Origin of the sequence: Streptomyces sp. Ru73 (assembly GCF_002920575.1) — a bacterium.
Taxonomy (GTDB): domain Bacteria; phylum Actinomycetota; class Actinomycetes; order Streptomycetales; family Streptomycetaceae; genus Streptomyces.
Genome location: NZ_PQSQ01000003.1, coordinates 150,710 through 170,305, shown reverse-complemented (window position 1 = coordinate 170,305; position 19,596 = coordinate 150,710). Strand labels below are relative to the sequence as shown.

Genomic DNA, 19,596 nt, shown 5'->3' with positions numbered 1-19,596 from the left:
ACGGATCTGCCCTGACTTGATGGCACCACGGGATGCGCGGCGCCGCCATGGCGGGGTCAACGCTCCTTTCCCCGGAGTTCAGGAACCCCAACCTCCGCCGTCAGCATTCTGCGCAGACACGCCAGACAACGGGAACGGAGCGGCCCCATGCTCCCCTGTGACATTCCCAACTCAGATGAGATTTCACGGTAGGTCGGATCCGTCCCGGACAACAGGGCGCGTACCAACGCGGGGCACCGTCCCGGCAGTTGCCCGGCCACGCCGAGCAGCGCGCGGCGCCGTTCGGCGTCCAGGACCAGCGGTTCGGCGACCGCGCCGGCCCGCGGCTGGGCGCCGGTCGGGTCATAGGGGATCTCGTGGCGGGACCGCCGCAGCGCGCCGCGGACCTCGGCGCGCACGGCGCGGCGCAGCCAGCGCGCGGGATCGGCCGGCGGACCGGCCATTCGGGTGTACCGGAGCAGGCGCGCCCACACGTCCTGCTCGATGTCCTCGGCGTCGGCCCCGGCGGCGGGCGCCTCGGCCGCCGCCTCGGCGGCGAGGAGCGGGCGCAGCGCGGCGATCAGGGCGCGGTCGCGGTCCGTCATGCCCGCGCTGACAGCGCCGGGCGGTGGCGTGGTTCCGCGCGGTCAACGCGGTGGCGGCGCGCCTCGGTGCACGCCGCGGCACGGGCGGCGCGCGGGTGCGGGGTCACCACCCCGTACCCGCGCGCCGCCGTGGCTTCCGGGCCGGTCAGCCCTTGCGGAACTCGGCCGCGACCAGCAGCGCGGTGTCCGGGTTGTCGGAGAAGAGGCCGTCGATGCCGGTCGCGAAGAGCGCCTTGAAGTAGGCGAGGGAGTCGCCGTACGCGTTCGGGTCGCTGCCCTTGCGCAGGTCCACCGGCAGGAAGGTGTTCTCGTTGCGGACCGTGTACGGGTGCAGGACCAGGCCCGCGTCGTGCGCGTCCTTGACCACCGAGGAGGGCTTGCCGAGCTTGCCGTCCGACGTGCGCGGGATGATCACGGTGAGGTCCGGGCCGATGCCCTGCGCGAAGGAGGCGATCCAGCGCAGCCCCTCGGGCTTCACCAGGTCGGCGACGGTGCGCTTGTCACCGGCCTCCTTGAAGTCCCACGGCTGGTCCTTGAGCGTGCCGAGCAGGACGACCTTCGGGCAGTCGACGAGCTTGTCCAGCCGCTGGATGCTGCTCGGCTCGAAGGACTGCAGGAAGTTCGGGGAGTCCTTCTTGTGCCGGCCGTACTGGCGCAGCAGCCGGGCCAGCCGCTCCTCCAGGCCCAGGCCCAGCTTGCGGAAGTAGGTGGGGTGCTTGGTCTCGATGTGCAGCCAGATGCGGCGGCCGCGCTTGCGGCCCTCGCGCTCGGCCCACTGCAGCACCTCCTCGAACTCCGGCACCTGCCAGCGGCCGTCGTAGAGGGTGTTGTGCTGCCGGGTCTGCGGGATGCGCTCCTTGGCGCGCAGCGTCTTGAGCTCGGCGAGCGTGAAGTCCTCGGTGAACCAGCCGGTGAGCTTCACGCCGTCGACCGTCTTGGTGGTCTTGCGGCCGGCGAACTCCGGGTGGTCGGCGACGTCGGTGGTGGCGGTGATGTCGTTCTCGTGACGGCAGACCAGATGGCCGTCCTTGGTGGGGACGAGGTCCTGCTCGATGACGTCGGCGCCCATGTCCAGCGCGAGCTGATAGGAGCCGAAGGTGTGCTCGGGGCGGTAGCCGCTCGCGCCGCGGTGGCCGACGACCAGCGGGACGGGCAGTTCACCGCCGCCGTGGCCGCCGTGTCCGCGCCCGGCCGCGAGCGCCGTGCCGGCACCGCCGCCGAGCACCGCCGCTCCGGCGCCGAGGGCCGCCACGCTCAGTACGGTCCGCCGCCCGGGTCGCTGCGCCTTGTCCATGTCCCCGACTCCTCGTGGTTCTGTGATGTCCGGCACCTGCCGGTGCCGGGCCGATGTTAGGCCCGTACAGCTTTCCGGTGGGAGACATCCGACCGAACACACGGGTGAACGTGAGTGACGTACGGGAACCTCTGTTTTCTCCGGAGGCACACCTGCCCCATGCGGGGAGCGTTGCACTGTGCGGCATTCCACAGCTCTGAAGTGGTCTTTTCCGGCCAATGACGAACATTCGTACGCATCATCGGTCCCGCAGGCGGTGTAGCCGCGGCCCCTGCGTTCGCCGCATGTCAGGGCGGTTAACCACCTGTGACCCACGGAAAGGGCGTGTCAACTCTGCGTATCGGTCCCATGAAGCCCGATGTGCGATCGAGGCTGAGCCGCGAGTATCGTCCTCACCTGCAGACTCCTGCACTGACCAGTCAACCCGGAGGACCCGTTGTCCCGCTTGCTGCTGAAGGCGATTCTCGGATTCGTCATGCGTGTCCTGTTCCGCCCGAAGGTCGAGGGACTCGAGGGCATCCCGGGCAGCGGACCGGTGATCCTGGCCGGCAACCACGTCACCTTCATCGACTCGCTCTTCCTGTCGCTGATCGTGGAGCAGAAGACCAAGCGCCAGGTGAACTTCATCGCCAAGGACGAGTACGTGAAGGGCAAGGGCGTCAAGGGCCGCCTGATGGCCTGGTTCTTCACGACCGCCGGCATGATCCCGGTCGACCGGGACGGCGGGCACGGCGGCGTCGCGGCGCTGATGACCGGCCGCCGCGTCCTGGAGGAGGGCAAGGTCTTCGGCATCTACCCCGAGGGCACCCGCTCCCCCGACGGCCGGCTGTACCGGGGCCGTACCGGCATCGCCCGGCTCACGCTGATGACCGGCGCTCCGGTCGTCCCGTTCGCGCTGATCGGCACCGACAAGGTCCAGCCCGGCGGCAAGGGCATCCCGCGCGTCGCGCCGGTCACCTGCCGCTTCGGTGAGCCCCTGGACTTCAGCCGGTACGAGGGCATGGACCGCGACCGCTACGTCCTGCGCGCCGTCACCGACGAGGTGATGAGCGAGGTCATGCGCCTCTCGGGCCAGGAGTACGTCGACGTGTACGCCACCAAGGCCAAGGCCGCCTGACGCACCGCCGGTTTCCCGGGCCCCTGTCGCACGCTGCGGCAGGGGCCCGTTGCTCTGTCACCGGCCGCCCGGCGGGGTGGCCTTGGCCGGCGGGTGCCCGGCGGGGCCGTCTTCGTCAGTGGCCGCCCAGCGGGGCGCGGCGCGCGAGCACCTTGCGGTGGCTGATGCGCCAGCCGTCGGCGGCGCGGACGACGGTGTCCTCGTACGTCACCGACCCCGTGGTGCCGTCCGCGTTGACGCCCAGTCCCTTGGACAGCGCGTGCACCCCGCCGCCGTCGGGCAGTTCGACGAGGACGACGTTGGTGACGTGGTGGCCGACCGGAATGGCCTCGCCCAGCGCGCGGGCCGCCTCGCGGATCGCGGTCACGCCCTTGAGCGGCGGCTGCCCGAAGTCGGTGACGTCGTAGACCACGTCCTCGGTGAACAGCTCACCCAGCCGGTGCAGCTCCCCCGCGTCGAACAGATGCCCGTGCAGCGAGAGCAGTTCGGCGATGGCGGCGCGGTCCTCGGCGGCCAGTGCCATGAGGTCCTCCTACGGAAGCGCGGCAAGTCCCGACAGGGCGCAGGCTACCGGCGAAGGCACCCGCACCGGCCGCGAGGCGCGCGCACTGGCCGCGAGGCGCGCGGCCCTGTGGCGCGCGCCGGCTGCGAGGCGTGCCCCGGCCGTAAGGCACGCGCCGACTGTGAAGCGCGCCGTTCCGCCGGCCGGGCCGCCGCGCGGGCTCAGTGGCCGCCCTCCAGCCGCTGGCCGCGCAGCAGGAACCACGCGGCGGCCGCTGCGGCCAGCGAGATGACGCCGCCGAACACGGCGGCCGCCTCCATGCCGTCGGTGAAGGCGCGCTGCGCGGCGTGCAGCAGCGCCTCCCCCGCGCCGTGCGGCAGGCCGTCCGCCGTCTCCACCGCACCGCCCAGCGACTCGCGGGCCGCACCCACCGCGCCGGCCGGCACCCCCTCGGGCGCCGTGAAGTTGCGGTAGACGCCGGTGACGACGGAGCCGAGCAGCGCGATGCCCAGTGCGGAGCCCAGTTCGTACGCCGTCTCGGAGACCGCCGAGGCGGCGCCCGCCTGCTCCTTGGGGACGCTGGAGAGGATCACGTCGGCGGTGACGGTGAAGGAGAAGCCGGCGCCGACACCGACCACGAAGAGGATGGTGCCGAGCACGGGGGTCGCGGTGGTCGCGGTCACCCAGACGCACACGCCGAGGCCCAGCCCCACCAGCACCAGCCCACCGGACACCACGGCCCGCACCGACGACCGGCGCGCGACGTGTCCCGCGGCCAGCCCGGCGCCCATCGCACCCACCGCGGCGGGCAGTTCGACCAGCCCCGCGTTGAGCGGCGACCGGCCCTGCACCATCTGCAGGAACTGGGACAGGAAGAACAGCAGCCCGGCCAGGCCGAGGATGGTCAGCAGGTCGGCCAGTACGGCACCGGAGAAGCCGCGGTTGCCGAAGAGCTTCATGTCCAGCAGCGGCGTGGGCAGCCGCAGCTGGCGGCGCGCGAAGCCGACCAGCGCGAGCACGCCGACGACGCCCGCGACGGCGGCCCCGGCGCCGATGCCGTGCGCGGCCGTCTCCTTCACCGCGTAGACCACGCCGATCATGCCGACCAGCGACAGCCCGACGCTGACCAGGTCCCAGGGGCCCGGCTGCGGATTGCGGGACTCGGGCAGCACCTTGCTGCCGACGGCGACCAGTACGACCATCACCGGCAGGTTGATCAGGAAGACCGAGCCCCACCAGAAGTGGCCGAGCAGGAAGCCGCCCAGCACCGGGCCGACCGCGGTACCGGCAGAGGCGGCGGCGCCCCAGATGCCCACCGCCAGGCTGCGCTCGCGGGGGTCGTGGAAGAGGTTGCGGATCAGCGCCAGGGTGGACGGCATCAGCGTCGCACCGGCCACGCCCTGCAGCGCCCGCGCCGCGATCATCATCTCGGGCGTGGTCGCGTACGCCGCGAGCGCCGACATCCCGCCGAACACCACCGAGCCGGTGAGCAGCAGCTTCTTGCGTCCGATCCGGTCGCCGAGGCTGCCCATCGACACCAGCAGACCGGCGATGACGAAGGAGTAGACGTCGCCGATCCACAGCAGCTGGGTGCCCGACGGGCGCAGGTCCTCGCTGAGGAACGGCGCCGCCAGGCCCAGCACGGTGGCGTCGACGCCGACCAGCAGCACCGCGAGGACCAGCACGCCGAGCGCGAGCCAGCGCCCGGGGCGCGGCTGCTCCGCCGCCCTGTCCTGCGCCGTTCCCACGGCCGTCGCGCCGCTCATCGCGTGCTCTCCCTTCGTACGCCGCCGAGCAGCAGCTCGGCGATGGAGTGGTTGCGGTCGGCGCGGGCCAGCCGGCCCTCGTGCACCGACCAGGCGCCCGCGCAGATCAGCCCGTACAGCGCCTCGGTGAGCCAGGCGGGGGTGAGGTCGATACGGAAGGCGCCGTCTTCCTGGCCGCGCCGGAACAGGGCGTGTATGCGGGCGTCGAGCTCCGTCCAGCCCTCGTTGATCTGCTCGCCCTCGAAGAGCTGGTTCTCCGTGTAGAGGAACGCCAGTACGCCGGCGACCGGCTCGAGCTCCACGATCAGCCGGCGCAGCGCGGCCTCCGCGCCGTCCTCCGCCAGCCGGGCGGCGTCCAGCGCCCGCGCGGTCTCCGCGATGCCCAGCTCCTCCAGCGCCCGGATGAGCGCGTCCCGGCCCGCGAAGTGGCGGTGCAGCGTCGCCCGGCTGATCCCGGCGGCCCGCGCGATGTCGTCCATCGAGGCGGTGCTCTTCCGGGTGAGCAGCGCGGCGGCTTCCTTCAGTACGCGTTCTCGGTCCACGGCCATGAGACAGAGTGTACGCGGATGAGACATCAATGTCTCATCGAGGGCGCTTGCGTCTCAGTACCCCGGGAGGGGCGCGACAGCGATCAGGGCATGGTGCGTCTCCGGGCCCCGGCGGCGCCGGAACCGGCGGCCATCACGGCCGCCGGGCGTCCCGGCGTCACATGCGCGGCAGCTGGCCCACCGGCCCCGACGCGGTCGGGAAGCGCAGCAAGGCCGGGCTGACCTCGCCCGTCGGGCCCTGGGAGATCTGCTGGAGGCTGGCCGAGAGATCCGCCTCCAGCCCGCCGGGGAGCTTGACCCGTATCAGCAGCGGCAACAGGAAGCCCAGCACGATCAGCCCGGCGAACACCGGGGTGAGCGTGCTGACCATCACCGGCGTGACGCGGTCGCCCCACAGGAACTCACCCCACACCGCGGCCAGCACGACCACCGAGACCAGCACCAGGACCGCGCTGCCGAGTCGGCCGCCGCGCGCCACCGCCGCCTCCTGCTCCAGCACCCGCAGCGCGCGTCCCGCCTCCGTCTGCCGCGCACCACCCAGCTTCCGGCACCGCTTGAAGTGGGCCAGGGCGCGCATCCTGTGCAGGGCCCGCAGCCGCACGTCCCCGCTGTCGGCGGCCAAGCGCTGCTCCGCCAGCCCGGCCACGAAACTCGCCTCCGGGTCGTCGGCGCGGAGCCGGAGCGCCTCCGCGGCCTCCTCCACCGCGTCCTCGTACAGCAGCGGCCGCTGGGTGACGTCTCCGCTGTGCACCAGCAGCCGGGCCAGCGCGAGACGGAGCTGATGCCCCTCGGCGCCGTCCGGGTGGTGCTCCAGCGCCGCGCGCAGCACGTCCTCCGCGTCGCCCAGCGCACCGGAGGTCTTCACCAGCGCGAGGGCGAGCCCCAGGGCCGCCCGGGCGCTGCCCGGCTCCAGGCTCAGCGCCCGGCGGAACTCCCCCGCCGCGCGCGCCGCGTCCTGCGCCGCCTCCTCCGGCAGGCCCGCACCGTCCGCCTGCTGGAGGTATACGCCGCCCAGCTCGATCCGGGCGTGCACACTGCGCGGGTCCAGTTCCACGGCCCGCTCCAGCTCGGCGCGCGCCTCGTCGTGGCGGGCCAGGCTCGCCAGCACCGCACCAAGGTCGGCGCGCCAGGCGTCGTACGGGGCGGCGGCGACGGCGCGCCGGAAGTGCTGCTCGGCCTCGGCGGGCCGCCCGGCGCGGAAGGCCGCCATTCCGCGGCCGGCGTGGGCCATCCCCGCCTCCTCGCCCGACGCGTCCGCCAGCACTGCCCGGCACAGCCCGTCCGCCTCCCGCTCATTGGCCTCGCCGCCTTGGCGCAAGAGCGCCCAGGCGCGCAGGATCTGCACGGTCCGCGCGTCGTCGGCTGCCGTCCCCACGGCCTGGGCCTCCGCGTACCGCACGGCGGCCTCCGCATACCGCTCCCGGCCCATCTCGACCCAGCCCAGCAGGCCCAGGCACCGTGCTCGCTCCTCGGCGCCACGGGCCTGCGCGAACAGGTCACGGGCCAGCCCTTCGGCTTCTTCCATCCGCCCGAGGTCCACGAGGACGCAGATCAGTTCATCGGCGAGCGTCAGCTCGGCGGGATCCCGCCGCCAGGCTGCGCGCACCAGCTCCTCCGCCTCGTCGAGGCAGCCCAGCGAGCGCAGCGCCCCGGAAAGCCCGACCACCGGCGAAGTGTCGTACGGAGCCAGCCGCAGGGCGCGTTCCCATTCCACGCGCGCCTCCTCGAACCGGTGCTCCGCGTCGAGCGCCACCGCCAGCAGCGAGACCGCCTCGCGCCAGGCCGGTCTGCGTGCCAAGCACTCCCGGGCCTGGCGAGTGGCCTCCTCCTGACGGCCGAGCGCACGCAGCACGACGGCCCTGCTGCGCAGCGCCCACAGATCGTCGGGATCGAGCCGGAGCGCTTCGTCCAAGCACGCCAGCGCCTCGGCGTCGCGGTTGCGCTGGGCGAACTGCCAGGCTCGCTCCACCCGCAGGTCGACGGAGTCCGGGTGCAGCCGCAGCGCCTCGCGCACGGCGGCTGCCGCCTCGTCCCAGCGCTCCAGTCGGCGCAGCGCCGTGGCCCGGGCCAGCAGCGACTCCTCCTCGAAGGGGTCGGCCGTGCAGGCGCGTTCGGCCCAGGCCAGCCGCTGCTCGCCTTCGCCGCGGCTCGCGTGCAGCAGGGCGATCTGACGGTGAACACCGGCGTCGTCGGGCAGCTCGCGCAGCGCGTCGCGCACCGCCCGGTCGGCGTCCTCCCAGCGGCGCAGGTCATTGAGGACGGCGATGCGCCGGCAGTGTGCCCACGAATACTGCGGCTCCACACGCACCGCCTCGTCCAGGGCGGCGACCCCCTCGTCGTACTCACCCACGGCCACCGCCAGCTGCCCGGCCTGAATGTGCAGTACACCAGCGTCGGGGAGCTCGCGCAGGCCGTCGCGGACGAGGGCGCGCGCCTCATCCCAGCGCCCCAGCCCCGTGAGGCAGTCCGCGGCCCTGGCCCGGGCGAAGTCCCAGTCGGGGGCCAACCTCGCCGCCTCCAGGAATTCGTCCAGGGCCTCCTCGGGGCGCTTGACGTCAGCCAGTACCTCTGCGAGCCCCAGCCGGCACCTGGCGCTGTCCGGGAAGCGGGACACAGCGTCACGGGCGGCAGTCTCCGCCTCCTCCCAACGCCGCAGATCCGACAGCGTGCGCCGGTGGCCGAGATGGGCCCCATGGTGATCGGGGCTACGGGCGAGCACGGCCTCCGTGTGACCGAGCGCCTCCTCCGCCAGGCCTCGGCCGCGCAACGCGTCGGCGGTCGTCAGCCGCACTGCCGATACCGTGGGCCACATGGCGCAGGCCCGCCGCCCCGCCTCCACGGCCTCGTCCCAGCGGCCCAGTGCGCACAGGGCGTCCACCCGCTCGCACAGAGCGTGGACGTTGCCCGGCTCCAGGGCCAGGATGCGGTCGGCGCAGTCCAGGGCTTGGGCATGCCGGCCGGTGTTCTGCCAGGCCCGCAGCGCGGCTCGAAGCGCCGCCTCGTCCCGCGGCTGGTCCGCGACCAGCCGGGTCGCGGCCTCGTCGGCTTCCTGTGCGCGGCCCAGTTCGCACAGGGACTTCAGCCGTACGGAGTGGGCCTGGGTCTCCTTGGGGTCGGCCTGGAGCGCGCGTTCGGCCTGGGCGAGAGCCGCGCCGTACTCCTTGCGGTCGCTGAACACATAGGCCGGCTGGGCCAGCAAAAGCCCGCTTCCAGGGCGATGGCGCAGCGCGTCCTCAATGAGGGCCTGAGCCTCCGCATCGCGGTCGCAGTACCGGAGCCCGTCGAACAGGTCGACGAGCTGGGTCAGCCCGTACGGTCGTCTCTCCGCCGCCCTGCGGTACAGCTCAAGGGCCTCGTCGTCCTTGTCCTGGGCGCTGAGGAGGTCGGCGAGCCGGCCGATCGCCCGTAGGTCGTACGGGTCGGCGTCCATCCAGCGACGCGCCGTCTCCTCCGCGTCCTCGTACCGCTCCAGGCACTGGAGCAGCAGGCTGCGCGTGTGCAGCGCCTTGGCGAACAGCGGGTCCTGCTCCAGCGCCGTGTCGAGGGCCGCCAGCGCGTCGTCCGGCCGCCCGAGCGCGAACAGGAGTCGGCCGAGTCTGGTCCAGGCAGTGGCGAGCGCGGGTCGGCGCGCGCACAGGTCGCGGGCGGCCGCCTCCGCCTCGTCCCAGCGCGCCGCCTCGCACAGCACGTCGACGCGCACGCCCAGCAATTGGTGGGCGTCCGGTACGCGTGCGAGGCCACGATCACAGACGGCGAGCGCAGCCTCCGGGTCGCGCTTTACGAGCAGCTCCGCGAGCGCTCCCGCGCGGCACGGGTCGTCCGGGCACCGGGCGGCCGATTCCCGGGCGGCGTCCTCGGCCTCCTCGGGGCGCTCCAGCTCCAGCAGGACCGCGCTTCTGCTCGCGGCTGCGTCGAAGCAGCGGGGGTGCCGTGCCAGCACCTCTTCGCAGCGGGCCAGGATGCGCTCGCGCAGCGCGACGGCGTCGGCCTGGCGCCCCTGTGCCTCTGCGAGGTCGGCGGCCTCCGCCAGCAAGGGGACGTTGTACGGACGGGCCCGCGCTGCGGCTTCGGCGGACTCACGCGCCTCGTCCCAGCGCGCGGTGAGCCGCAGGATCCGCGTACGGGCCGCGAGGGCGTCCGCGTGCGTGGGGGCCAGGTCCAGCGCCTGGTCGGCCAGCGCGATGATCCGCTCGGCGTCGGTACAGCCGGCGTCGGTGAGCACAGTCGCGCACAGGGCCAGCAGCCCGGGGTCATCAGGATGTCCGGCCGCCGCCTGCAGCGCCCGCTCCTGTATGTCCGCGCGGCGCCCGAGCCGCTCCAGGGCGATGAGCTCCCAGGCAGCGGCCGATGCGTCACCGGTGCCGGCGGTCGCCGCCCGCCCCAAGCACTCAGCCGCCTCCGCGTCGCGGTACCGGCTCAGGTGCAGCCGGCCGAGGGCGACGGGCAGTTCGCGCGCTTCGGGGAAGAGCCGGCCGGCTCGCTCGGCTTCCTCGTGGGCCTCGTCGTACCGGTACAGCAGATCGAGGCAGGCGATACGCCAGGCATGCGGGGTCTCGCCGCCCGTGCCGGCCGCAATCAGCCGGTCGCAGATGGCCAGCGCCTCCTCCTCCCGGCCCTGCTGCAGGCGCAGGCGCACCAGCTCCGCCCACGCCCCGTGGTCGGCGGGGCGCACGGCCAGGTGACGGGAGATCAGCTCCTCGGCGGCCGTGAACTCCCAGTCGTGCCGCAACCGGCGCAGCTCCTGCCGGTCGAGCGGTCCCAGCCGGCGGTGCGCGGTCCGCGCACCCGGCACCGTCGCGCCGTCAGGTGCCCTCCCTGCAGCCGGTGTTACGGTCGGCAGTCCCATGTGTCCCCCCGCAATGCGCCACGTCGTGCGCACACGGTAGCGGGACCCTCCGACAACGGCAGTCCGTCCGCCGGTCCGGGCGGTGCCGGACCGGCGGGCGGGCGGGTGTCACTGCTTCGCCGTGGCCCACGCCTGCTGCGTAGCCAGGTCCGCCTTGACCTCGGCGAGCTGGACGGCGACCGCCGAGGGCGCGGTGCCGCCGCGGCCGCTGCGGGAGGCGAGCGCGCCGGGGACGTTCAGGACGGTGCGCACCTCGGGCGTCAGATGCTCGGAGATCTTGGCGAACTGCTCGTCGGTGAGGTCGTCCAGCTCCTTGCCCTCGGCCTCGGCGACCTTGACGCACTCGCCCGCGACCTCGTGTGCGACCCGGAACGGCACGCCCTGCTTGACCAGCCACTCCGCGATGTCCGTCGCCAGCGAGAAGCCGGCCGGGGCCAGCTCCTCCATGCGCTCGCGGTTGACGGTCAGCGTGGCCATCATGCCGGTGAAGGCGGGCAGCAGGATCTCCAGCTGGTCGCAGGAGTCGAAGACCGGCTCCTTGTCCTCCTGGAGGTCCCGGTTGTACGCGAGCGGCAGCGCCTTGAGGGTCGCCATAAGGCCCGTCAGGTTGCCGATGAGGCGGCCCGACTTGCCCCGCGCCAGCTCGGCGATGTCCGGGTTCTTCTTCTGCGGCATGATCGAGGAGCCGGTGGAGAAGGCGTCGTGCAGGGTCACGAAGGAGAACTCCTTCGTGTTCCAGATGATGACCTCCTCGGCGATCCGGGAGAGGTCCACGCCGATCATCGCGGTGATGAAGGCGAACTCCGCCACGAAGTCGCGGGACGCCGTGCCGTCGATGGAGTTGCCGGCGGAGCCGTGCTCGAAGCCGAGGTCCTTGGCGACGGCCTCAGGGTCGAGGCCCAGCGACGAACCCGCCAGCGCGCCCGAGCCGTACGGCGAGACGGCCGTGCGGTCGTCCCACTGGCGCAGCCGCTCCGCGTTCCGGGACAGGGCCTGAACGTGCGCGAGGACGTGGTGCGCGAAGAGCACCGGCTGGGCGTGCTGGAGGTGCGTACGGCCGGGCATCGCCACGTCCGGGTGCGCCTCGGCCAGCCCGATCAGCGCTTCCTGGAGCTCGGCGAGCAGCCCGCCGATGATCCGCGCGTGATCGCGCAGGTACATCCGGAAGAGCGTGGCCACCTGGTCGTTGCGGGACCGCCCGGCCCGCAGCTTGCCGCCGAGGTCGGGGCCGAGCCGCTCCAGCAGCCCGCGCTCCAGTGCGGTGTGCACGTCCTCGTCGGCGATGGTGCCGGTGAACGAGCCGTCGGCGACGTCCCGTTCGAGCTGGTCGAGCCCGGCGATCATGCGCGTCAGCTCGTCGTCCGTGAGCAGCCCGGCCTTGTTCAGCACGCGCGCGTGGGCTCGCGAACCGGCGATGTCGTACGGGGCCAGCCGCCAGTCGAAGTGGACGGAGGCGGACAGCTTGGCCAGCGCCTCGGCGGGGCCGTCCGCGAACCGGCCGCCCCAGAGGCGCACATCACCGCTGTTGCCGTTGCTCACTTGCTTCGCTCCTCAAAGCTGATGTCTTGTACTGCCGCCTCCCCGCCGGCGGGCGGGGAGGCGGCAGTGCGGTTCGGTCGTTACCGGTCGGGCGGGTCGGGCCGGGCTATGCCCGCAGGTCCCGCCGCGCCGCGATCTTGCTCGACATGCCGAAGATCTCGATGAAGCCCTTCGACAGGGACTGGTCGAAGGTGTCACCCGTGTCGTACGTCGCCAGGTTGAAGTCGTACAGCGACTGGCCGGAGCGGCGGCCCGTGACGACCGCGCGGCCGCCGTGCAGGGTCATCCGGATGTCACCCGAGACGGCCTGGTTGGCCTCGGCGATGAAGCCGTCGAGGGCGCGCTTGAGCGGCGAGAACCACAGGCCGTCGTAGACCAGCTCGCCCCAGCGCTGCTCGACCTGCCGCTTGTAACGGGCCAGCTCGCGCTCGACGGTGACGCTCTCCAGCTCCTGGTGGGCGGTGATCAGGGCGATCGCGCCGGGGGCCTCGTAGACCTCGCGGGACTTGATGCCGACCAGCCGGTCCTCGACCATGTCGATCCGGCCGACGCCCTGCGCACCGGCCCGCTCGTTCAGCTGCTGGATGGCCTGCAGGACCGTCACGGGCTTGCCGTCGATGGCGACCGGCACGCCCGCCTCGAAGGTGATCACGACCTCGTCGGCCTCGCGCGGCGCGGCCGGATCGGCGGTGTACTCGTATACGTCCTCGATCGGCGCGTTCCAGATGTCCTCCAGGAAGCCGGTCTCCACGGCCCGCCCGAAGACGTTCTGGTCGATGGAGTACGGCGACTTCTTGGTCGTCGCGATCGGCAGATCCTTCTCCTCGCAGAAGGCGATCGCCCTGTCCCGCGTCATCGCGTAGTCCCGGACGGGCGCGATGCAGGTCAGGTCGGGCGCGAGGGAGGAGATGCCGGCCTCGAAGCGCACCTGGTCGTTGCCCTTGCCGGTGCAGCCGTGCGCCACGGTCGTCGCGCCGTGCTTCTTCGCGGCGGCGACCAGGTGCTTGACGATCGCGGGCCGGGAGAGCGCGGAGACCAGCGGGTACTTGTCCATGTACAGCGCATTGGCCTTGATCGCCGGGAGGCAGTACTCGTCGGCGAACTCGTCCTTGGCGTCCGCGACCTCGGCCTCGACCGCACCGCAGGCGAGCGCCCGCTTGCGGATGACGTCCAGGTCCTCGCCGCCCTGGCCGACGTCCACCGCGACGGCGATGACCTCGGCGCCCGTCTCCTCGGCGATCCAGCCGATGCAGACAGAGGTGTCCAGACCGCCCGAATAGGCGAGTACGACGCGCTCGGTCACGGGGTGCTCCTTACGATGCATACGCTGATGGGCATAACTATGCAGTACTCCGTATGCTTCGTCAACAATGCAGGTCAGCGGTGGTGCATAAGCAGCTCGGCAGGGCCGCACAAGCCCGTACGGGACGCCTCAGGAGCCGTGGCGCAGCACATCCTTCAGCACCGTCGCATGGCTGAGGTCCAGCTCCTTGGTCGCCGTCAGCAGGGTGACCGGCCCGCCCCCCCGCCAGCTCCCGCAGCCGCTCCAGCGCACCGCTCCCCGGCTCGTCGGCCAGTTCGGCCCGGTACCGCTCGGCGAACTCCTCGTACGCCTCCGCCCGGTGCCCGTACCACTTGCGCAGCTCGTTCGAGGGCGCGACGTCCTTCAGCCACTCGTCCAGCCGCGCCGCCTCCTTCGACAGCCCGCGCGGCCACAGCCGGTCCACCAGCACGCGAGCCCCGTCGTCAGGGTCCACCGCGTCGTACACACGCCGCATTCGTACCGTTACGCGCTTGCTCATGGCCGCATTGAAACACCCCGCACGCCGCCCCGCCCGCACCCCGGACCGCGCCCCGTCACCCCCCGGTTTTGGATTCCGGGCCCCGGACAGGTATTTTTCTTCTGCACGCACCGCCCGGGCCCGGCCCGGAAGCGGCGCAGAGCACCGGGACGTGGCGCAGCTTGGTAGCGCACTTGACTGGGGGTCAAGGGGTCGCAGGTTCAAATCCTGTCGTCCCGACGGTGTTTTCGCAGCTCAGGGGCCACTTTCGAGTGGCCCCTGAGGCGTTTCCGGGGATGTTTCGAGATGCTCCGGCGAATGAGCCGGTCAGCCGCGTACGCGGATGAGGCCCCACACCCCTTCCGACAGTGCCCAGCGCAGCACGCCGCTGCGGTAGGCGTAGTCGCCGGGACCGCCGGCCGTCAGGTCCAGGGTGCGGACGCTGCCGGGGCTGAGCGCGCCGAGGGCACCGACCCGCGGCTGCCGCAGGTGTTCCTCCATCGGCCAGGTCGCACCGTGCACATGAAAGCTGTGGTTGCGCGGCTTGTCCGTGCCGAACACGACGTGCAGCCGGACCCGGTCGCCCGTCCGGCACTCCAGCACCGGTGTCGGGGGCCGCGGATCGGCCAGGGACGGCCGGGACGGCACCAGGTGGGCGCTGCGGTAGTTGATTCCCTTCTGTCCGGCGTCCTCCGGATCGTTCGCCAGGTCGCGCACCGGCTGGTCGGGGTCGCCGTCGTGGTAGTGCCGCATGCCGTCCTGCACGATCAGGACCAGCTCGTGCACCGGCGGCCCGTCCGGGCGGCGCAGCAGGGTCCGCGCCCCGGTCCACCGCTCGGGCGTCACCCCGGGCGGCTCGACGATCAGCGCGCCGACCAGCCCGCGGTGGCGGTGGGTGCGCAGGTCGGCGCGGTCCTGGAGGAGGACGGCGCCGGGCGTGTCGGCGTACCAGCGGTACACGATCTCGTCGCCCGGGCCGACCGTGCCGTCGGGGTTGCGCCCGATGTGCGCCCCGTCGCCGGTCCGTACGTCGTAGCGGACCAGGCCGCCCGCGTGCAGCGACACCCGCTGGGAGATCTCCCGGGTCGCGGGGTCGTCCTTGGCGGGCAGCGGCGGGTCGAACGGGGTGGGCGTCAGCGGCACCGTCAGCTCGTTGCGGAGCCGGACCTCCACCCACTCGCCGACGCGGCAGCGGATGATCAGCGGTTCGCCGTCCGGCTGGCCGTCGGTGCGGTACTCCACGCCGAACGGGTCCGACCGCTGATCGCTGTAGTGGATCTCCGCGCTCCGGGCGCGTACCCGGTAGCGCCGGGCCTGGGAGGCGCGGAACGGCGGCAGTGGGTCGGCGGTGCGGCGGCCGGGCAGCGGGGGCAGGTCCGGCTGTTCCTCCTCGTGCAGCCGGAAGAGTCCCCAGCACCCCATCCAGGTGTCGTCGATGCCGGCGAAGTGCCACAGGTAGTCGCCGGGCCCGCGGTACTCGTCGAGGTGGAAGCTGAACGCCTCGGAGATGCCCAGCGTCTGGTGGTCGCGCAGCGGTGATGCGGGGTCGTCGCGCCAGGCCCGCCAGCGCATGCCGTGCACCATCAGGCCGTGCTGCTCCTCGTGGGAGCCCTGGTACAGGCGCAGCCGGACCGGCTCACCGGGGTAGCCGCGGAGCACCGGCGTGCCGGGGTCGCCGTGCTTGTCGCTGGAGAACCAGTCGGCCGGTTCGTCCCCCCTCTCGTGCAGCGGCTCGCAGCGGTAGCCGACGGCCATCGCGCCGTGGTCCTCCAGCTGGCCGGGGAAGTCCGGCGGGTTGATCGGGTCGTCGCGGCCGTCCTTGCGCTCGAAGAGCGGGACGAAGTCGGCGACGCCCAGGACCTGTTCGCGGAAGGCCGTGCCGTCCGGGAGCCGCACCACCGCCTGGTTGGCGTTGCGCACCTCGCGTCCGTGGTCGTGCGGGTCGACCCACACGGCGCCCTCCGGTTCGGCGATCATGCTGCCGAACAGGCCGTGCCGTTGCCGCTCGTTGGCGAGCAGATGGTCGTGGAAGAAGACGACACCGAACTCCTCGTCGCAGTACCAGCGGTACATCCAGGAGTTGTAGCGGGCGAAGTCCTCCGCGCCCTGGTCGGTGGTGGTCGTACCGGAGAGGTAGTTCCAGCCCACGCTGGCGCCGTCCGACACCAGCGGATCGAACTTGACGAGGTGTACGTGCAGGCCGCACTCGGGCTGGAAGGGCAGGACCTGGTCGAAGGCGGTCTCCTCCTGGCAGCCGACCGGCAGCGCGTTGGTCAGCGTGAACTCCAGTACCTCGCCCTTGCGCCCGCGGATCGCGATCGGCTGGACCTGCCGGTGGCCCTCGGCGAGCTGCCGCCGGAATTCCTCGACGCCGCCGGCCTCGTCGATCTCCTCCTTGAGCGCGAAGAGGACGCCACGGGGGTCGTACCACCGGCTGCCGTGCCCGGCCTCCCCGCCCGGGTGGCCGTTGCCGCCGTCGAAGTACGTGACCGGCGCCTCCAGCACCACCAGGTGGTAGCGGCGCACCGGCGGCGTGGCACCGGCGGGCGTCACCCTGGTGAACGCCTCGCCCGGCTGCGGGTCGTCGACGAACGCCGCGCGCTCCAGCTCTGTGGGCTCGCGCCCCATGCCCTCCGGCATGTGCGGCGTGCGTGGCGGGCGGGGTGACTTCTGCGGGAACTCACCGGGGATGAAGGCGGGGAAGCCGGGCCGCTCGGTGGTCGGCGGCTGCGGCTGGTCCGGGTTGCCGGGCAGCGGCCGCAGTGCCGCGATCGGTGTGCCGTCGGGGTAGCGCCCCGAGCCGTCCTGCAGCTTGTCGAAGATCCGCCAGATCCCCCACATTCCGGAGTGGAAGTGCGGATAGAGGTGGCAGTGGAAGATCGCGTCGCCGGTCGCGCGCTGGACCGAGCCCGCGGTCGTCTCGATGGTGAAGGCCTGCTGCGGGCCGATGGAGATGGAGTCTATCAGCGGCGAGTCGTCGTTGCCGGGGACCGCCCGCCACTGGTGCAGGTGCAGATGGAAGACGTGGGTCTCCTTGACGCCGGCGTGCAGCAGCCGGATCCGCGTACGGTCCCCGCGGTAGGCGCGCAGCAGCGGGGTCGACGGGTCGCCGAACAGCCAGGAGCTGTGGTGCTGCTCCTCGCCGACGATCTGGTCGCGCACCGGGTCCAGCTCCCCGTCGGCGAGCATCCGCTCGTACGCGAACGCGCGCCAGCCCATCGGCTCGGTGCGGTAGCTCATCAGCATCATCGAGGCGGCGTGCGCGTCGTCGTGCCCACCGCCGTGCTCCGGGTCCTGGTCGCCGAAGATGTCCGGCGCCAGCCGTTCGCCGCCCGCTGCGACGGAGTGGGTGTGCGGACGCGGCAGGTCGCAGTGGTACCGCGGGTGCGGCGGCAGGACCGGGTTGTGGTTGTGCGTCTCGTCGTGCATGAAGATCGCGTACTCGCGGAAGCTCGGTGCGCCGGGCACGTGGACGTCGGCGTACAGGCCGGAGGCGAGCGGCCCGCCGGTGACCGGGTCGGTCCAGGTCGCGCCGCGCGGCTCGACGATCAGCGCGCCGAAGAGGCCGTGCGCGTTCGAGCCGTGTTCGGCGCCGCGCAGGTCGGCGAGGTCGCCGAAGAAGAACGTGCCTTCCTCGTCGCACCGCCAGACGTAGGTGCGGCGGCCGCCGTCCGGCTCGGCGGCCGAGTCCGGGTTTCTGCCGACCTTGCCGCCGTCCGCGTCAAGGACGTCGTAACCGACGCCCTGGGCGTGGATGCCGGCGCGCTGCGGCAGTTCGTTGCGGAACCGCACCACGACCTTGTCGCCCACGGTGGCGCGCAGGACGAGCGGCCTGACCAGCGGGTGGGGCTTCGGGAGCCGGTCCGGCTCCTCGAGCGGATTCGGGAACGGGTCGGGGAACTGCTCCCGGACCCTGCGCAGCTCGGGCTCGTCCGCCGCGAGCGCGTAGATCATGCCGTCCGGATCGTGGTCCCCCCACGTGTCGTAGACGATCGGAACTGTCAGCGCCACCACATCGTATGTCCGTAATGCCATGAGGCATCCCCCTGTGACGTGAAGTGCCATATGGAATATGACATGGGGGTAGACGTCCCCTCTCTTCACGCGGGTTGCTCACGGACGGACGGCACCGGGAGCCCCGGAAGCACGACGGCGCACCGTGGCGCGGTCCCCCTCGTTGCGACAAGCCCCCTGCGCAACGGGGTGAGCGGTTCCCCGCCCCTGGACCGCGCCGGCGCGCCCCTCGTCCCTCTCCCCTACTCCCCCGGTTCCCGGTCAGCCCGGTGCAGGGTGGTCGTGGCGCCCGGGAGGTGGTGGGCGGGGTCGCGGCGGCCTACCGTGCCGTGGCCGAGTACGCCGTGGTCGTAGGCGGTCTCGGCGTGGATGGTGAGGTCCAGGCCGGTGCGTTCGTGGTCGGGGGCCGCGCGGAAGCCCATGAGCTTGTCGATGGCCTTGCCGAGGGCGTAGGTGACGAGGAAGGCGTAGGCGCCGGTCGCGAGGACGGCGACGAGCTGCTTGACCAGCTGGCCGGCGCCGCCGCCGGAGAGCAGGCCGGCCGGGCCGTCGGTCATGTCGGAGGTGGCGAAGAAGCCGATGAGCAGGGTGCCGAGGACGCCGGCGACGAAGTGGACGCCCACCACGTCCAGCGAGTCGTCGTAGCCGAAGCGGAACTTCCAGTTGACCGCGTACGAGCAGACCACGCCCGCGATCAGGCCGATGGCGAGGGCGCCCCAGATGCCGACCGAGCCGCAGGACGGGGTGATCGCGACCAGGCCCGCGACCGCGCCGGAGGCCGCGCCGAGGGTGGTGGCGTGCGAGTCCCTGCGCTTCTCCACCAGCAGCCAGCCGAGCAGGCCGGTGCAGCCCGCCGCCTGGGTGTTCAGCAGGACCATGGCGGCCTTGCCGTCGGCGGCGAGCGCCGACCCCGCGTTGAAGCCGAACCAGCCGAACCACAGCAGCCCGGCGCCCAGGACGACCAGCGGCAGGCTGTGCGGCCGCATGGCCTCCTTGCCGAAGCCGAGGCGCGGCCCGAGGACGAGGGCGAGGGCCAGGCCCGAGGCGCCGCAGTTCACCTCGACGACGGTGCCGCCCGCGAAGTCCAGCGCGCCCAGCTGGTCCAGGATCCAGCCGCCGGGCGCGAAGACCCAGTGGGCGACCGGCACGTAGACCAGCAGCGTCCAGAGTGCGGTGAAGGCCACCCATGCGCCGAAGCGGGCGCGGTCCGCGATGGCGCCGCTGATCAGGGAGACGGTGAGGATCGCGAAGGTGAGCTGGAAGGCGGCGAAGAGGGCCGTCGGGACGTGCCCGGTGACGCTCTTCGGGCCGATGCCGTGCATGCCGAGGTGGTCCAGGCCGCCGATCAGCCCCGCGCCGGTGTCCGGCCCGAAGGCCAGGCTGTATCCGATCGCCAGCCAGACGACGGTGACGACGGCGATGGCGGTGAAGCTCATCATCAGCATGTTCAGCACGCTCTTGGCGCGCACCATGCCGCCGTAGAAGAGGGCCAGCCCGGGTGTCATCAGCAGCACCAGCGCGGTCGCGGCCAGCAGCCAGGCGGTGTCCCCGGAGTCGATTCCGGCAGGCATGTGCGTCAACCTTCCCGCCCGGCGGTGGTGGCAG

12 protein-coding genes and 1 tRNA gene are annotated in these 19,596 nt (G+C 72.6%); 2 read left to right on the top strand and 11 right to left on the bottom strand.

The features are described 5' to 3' along the window. Positions 1–56 precede the first annotated feature (56 nt). Positions 57–584 carry a sigma-70 family RNA polymerase sigma factor gene (locus tag C3486_RS02610; RefSeq protein ID WP_103830872.1) on the bottom strand — a complete coding sequence of 176 codons (528 nt, stop codon included), beginning with the start codon at positions 582–584 and terminating at the stop codon, positions 57–59. A 145-nt stretch (positions 585–729) separates the two neighbouring features. Next, positions 730–1,878 carry a glycerophosphodiester phosphodiesterase gene (locus C3486_RS02605; protein ID WP_103830871.1) on the bottom strand — a complete coding sequence of 383 codons (1,149 nt, stop codon included), beginning with the start codon at positions 1,876–1,878 and terminating at the stop codon, positions 730–732. 436 nt (positions 1,879–2,314) lie between these two features. On the opposite strand from C3486_RS02605, the gene C3486_RS02600 reads away from it, so the two are divergent. Further along, positions 2,315–2,995 carry a 1-acyl-sn-glycerol-3-phosphate acyltransferase gene (locus tag C3486_RS02600; protein WP_103830870.1) on the top strand — a complete coding sequence of 227 codons (681 nt, stop codon included), beginning with the start codon at positions 2,315–2,317 and terminating at the stop codon, positions 2,993–2,995. Positions 2,996–3,110: 115 nt separating this feature from the next. Here the strand turns inward: C3486_RS02600 and C3486_RS02595 are convergent, their stop codons facing one another. From C3486_RS02595 to C3486_RS02565, 7 genes are all read right to left on the bottom strand, one after another. Continuing rightward, the gene (locus C3486_RS02595; protein WP_103830869.1) at positions 3,111–3,518 is read right to left on the bottom strand and encodes a nuclear transport factor 2 family protein; all 408 of its coding nucleotides are present in this window, start codon (positions 3,516–3,518) and stop codon (positions 3,111–3,113) included. A 200-nt stretch (positions 3,519–3,718) separates the two neighbouring features. Continuing rightward, positions 3,719–5,263: an MFS transporter gene (locus C3486_RS02590; RefSeq protein WP_103830868.1), complete on the bottom strand. Its 1,545-nt coding sequence runs from the start codon at positions 5,261–5,263 to the stop codon at positions 3,719–3,721. Further along, complete coding sequence (locus tag C3486_RS02585; protein WP_103830867.1) at positions 5,260–5,811, bottom strand: TetR/AcrR family transcriptional regulator; 552 nt, start codon at positions 5,809–5,811, stop codon at positions 5,260–5,262. Before C3486_RS02585 ends, C3486_RS02590 begins: the two co-directional genes overlap by 4 nt. Positions 5,812–5,968: 157 nt before the next feature. Next, the gene (locus C3486_RS02580) at positions 5,969–10,603 is read right to left on the bottom strand and encodes a tetratricopeptide repeat protein (protein WP_103830866.1); all 4,635 of its coding nucleotides are present in this window, start codon (positions 10,601–10,603) and stop codon (positions 5,969–5,971) included. A 162-nt stretch (positions 10,604–10,765) separates the two neighbouring features. Then, a complete protein-coding gene (argH, locus tag C3486_RS02575; protein ID WP_103830865.1) occupies positions 10,766–12,196 on the bottom strand; it encodes an argininosuccinate lyase in 1,431 nt (476 codons plus the stop codon). Positions 12,197–12,302: 106 nt separating this feature from the next. Further along, the gene (locus C3486_RS02570; protein WP_103830864.1) at positions 12,303–13,499 is read right to left on the bottom strand and encodes an argininosuccinate synthase; all 1,197 of its coding nucleotides are present in this window, start codon (positions 13,497–13,499) and stop codon (positions 12,303–12,305) included. Positions 13,500–13,560: 61 nt separating this feature from the next. Then, the gene (locus C3486_RS02565; protein WP_258052549.1) at positions 13,561–13,998 is read right to left on the bottom strand and encodes a DUF488 domain-containing protein; all 438 of its coding nucleotides are present in this window, start codon (positions 13,996–13,998) and stop codon (positions 13,561–13,563) included. A gap of 145 nt (positions 13,999–14,143) precedes the next feature. On the opposite strand from C3486_RS02565, the gene C3486_RS02560 reads away from it, so the two are divergent. Next, positions 14,144–14,217 (top strand) — tRNA-Pro (locus C3486_RS02560). Between the two features lie 87 nt (positions 14,218–14,304). Here the strand turns inward: C3486_RS02560 and C3486_RS02555 are convergent. Together C3486_RS02555 and C3486_RS02550 are read right to left on the bottom strand one after the other, a co-directional pair. Beyond that, positions 14,305–18,012 (bottom strand): multicopper oxidase domain-containing protein, encoded by a 3,708-nt coding sequence (locus C3486_RS02555; protein ID WP_258052548.1) that lies wholly within the window; start codon positions 18,010–18,012, stop codon positions 14,305–14,307. A gap of 221 nt (positions 18,013–18,233) precedes the next feature. Further along, positions 18,234–19,562 carry an ammonium transporter gene (locus C3486_RS02550; RefSeq protein ID WP_103830862.1) on the bottom strand — a complete coding sequence of 443 codons (1,329 nt, stop codon included), beginning with the start codon at positions 19,560–19,562 and terminating at the stop codon, positions 18,234–18,236. Between the last annotated feature and the right edge of the window lie 34 nt (positions 19,563–19,596).

What these genes read in the sequence shown, in the direction of transcription:
- C3486_RS02555 (WP_258052548.1), bottom strand. Translation starts at nt 18,012, where the DNA reads ATGGCATTACGGACATACGATGTGGTGGCGCTGACAGTTCCGATCGTC.
- C3486_RS02550 (WP_103830862.1), bottom strand. Translation starts at nt 19,562, where the DNA reads ATGCCTGCCGGAATCGACTCCGGGGACACCGCCTGGCTGCTGGCCGCG.
- C3486_RS02595 (WP_103830869.1), bottom strand. Translation starts at nt 3,518, where the DNA reads ATGGCACTGGCCGCCGAGGACCGCGCCGCCATCGCCGAACTGCTCTCG.
- C3486_RS02610 (WP_103830872.1), bottom strand. Translation starts at nt 584, where the DNA reads ATGACGGACCGCGACCGCGCCCTGATCGCCGCGCTGCGCCCGCTCCTC.
- C3486_RS02605 (WP_103830871.1), bottom strand. Translation starts at nt 1,878, where the DNA reads ATGGACAAGGCGCAGCGACCCGGGCGGCGGACCGTACTGAGCGTGGCG.
- C3486_RS02585 (WP_103830867.1), bottom strand. Translation starts at nt 5,811, where the DNA reads ATGGCCGTGGACCGAGAACGCGTACTGAAGGAAGCCGCCGCGCTGCTC.
- C3486_RS02590 (WP_103830868.1), bottom strand. Translation starts at nt 5,263, where the DNA reads ATGAGCGGCGCGACGGCCGTGGGAACGGCGCAGGACAGGGCGGCGGAG.
- C3486_RS02565 (WP_258052549.1), bottom strand. Translation starts at nt 13,998, where the DNA reads ATGAGCAAGCGCGTAACGGTACGAATGCGGCGTGTGTACGACGCGGTG.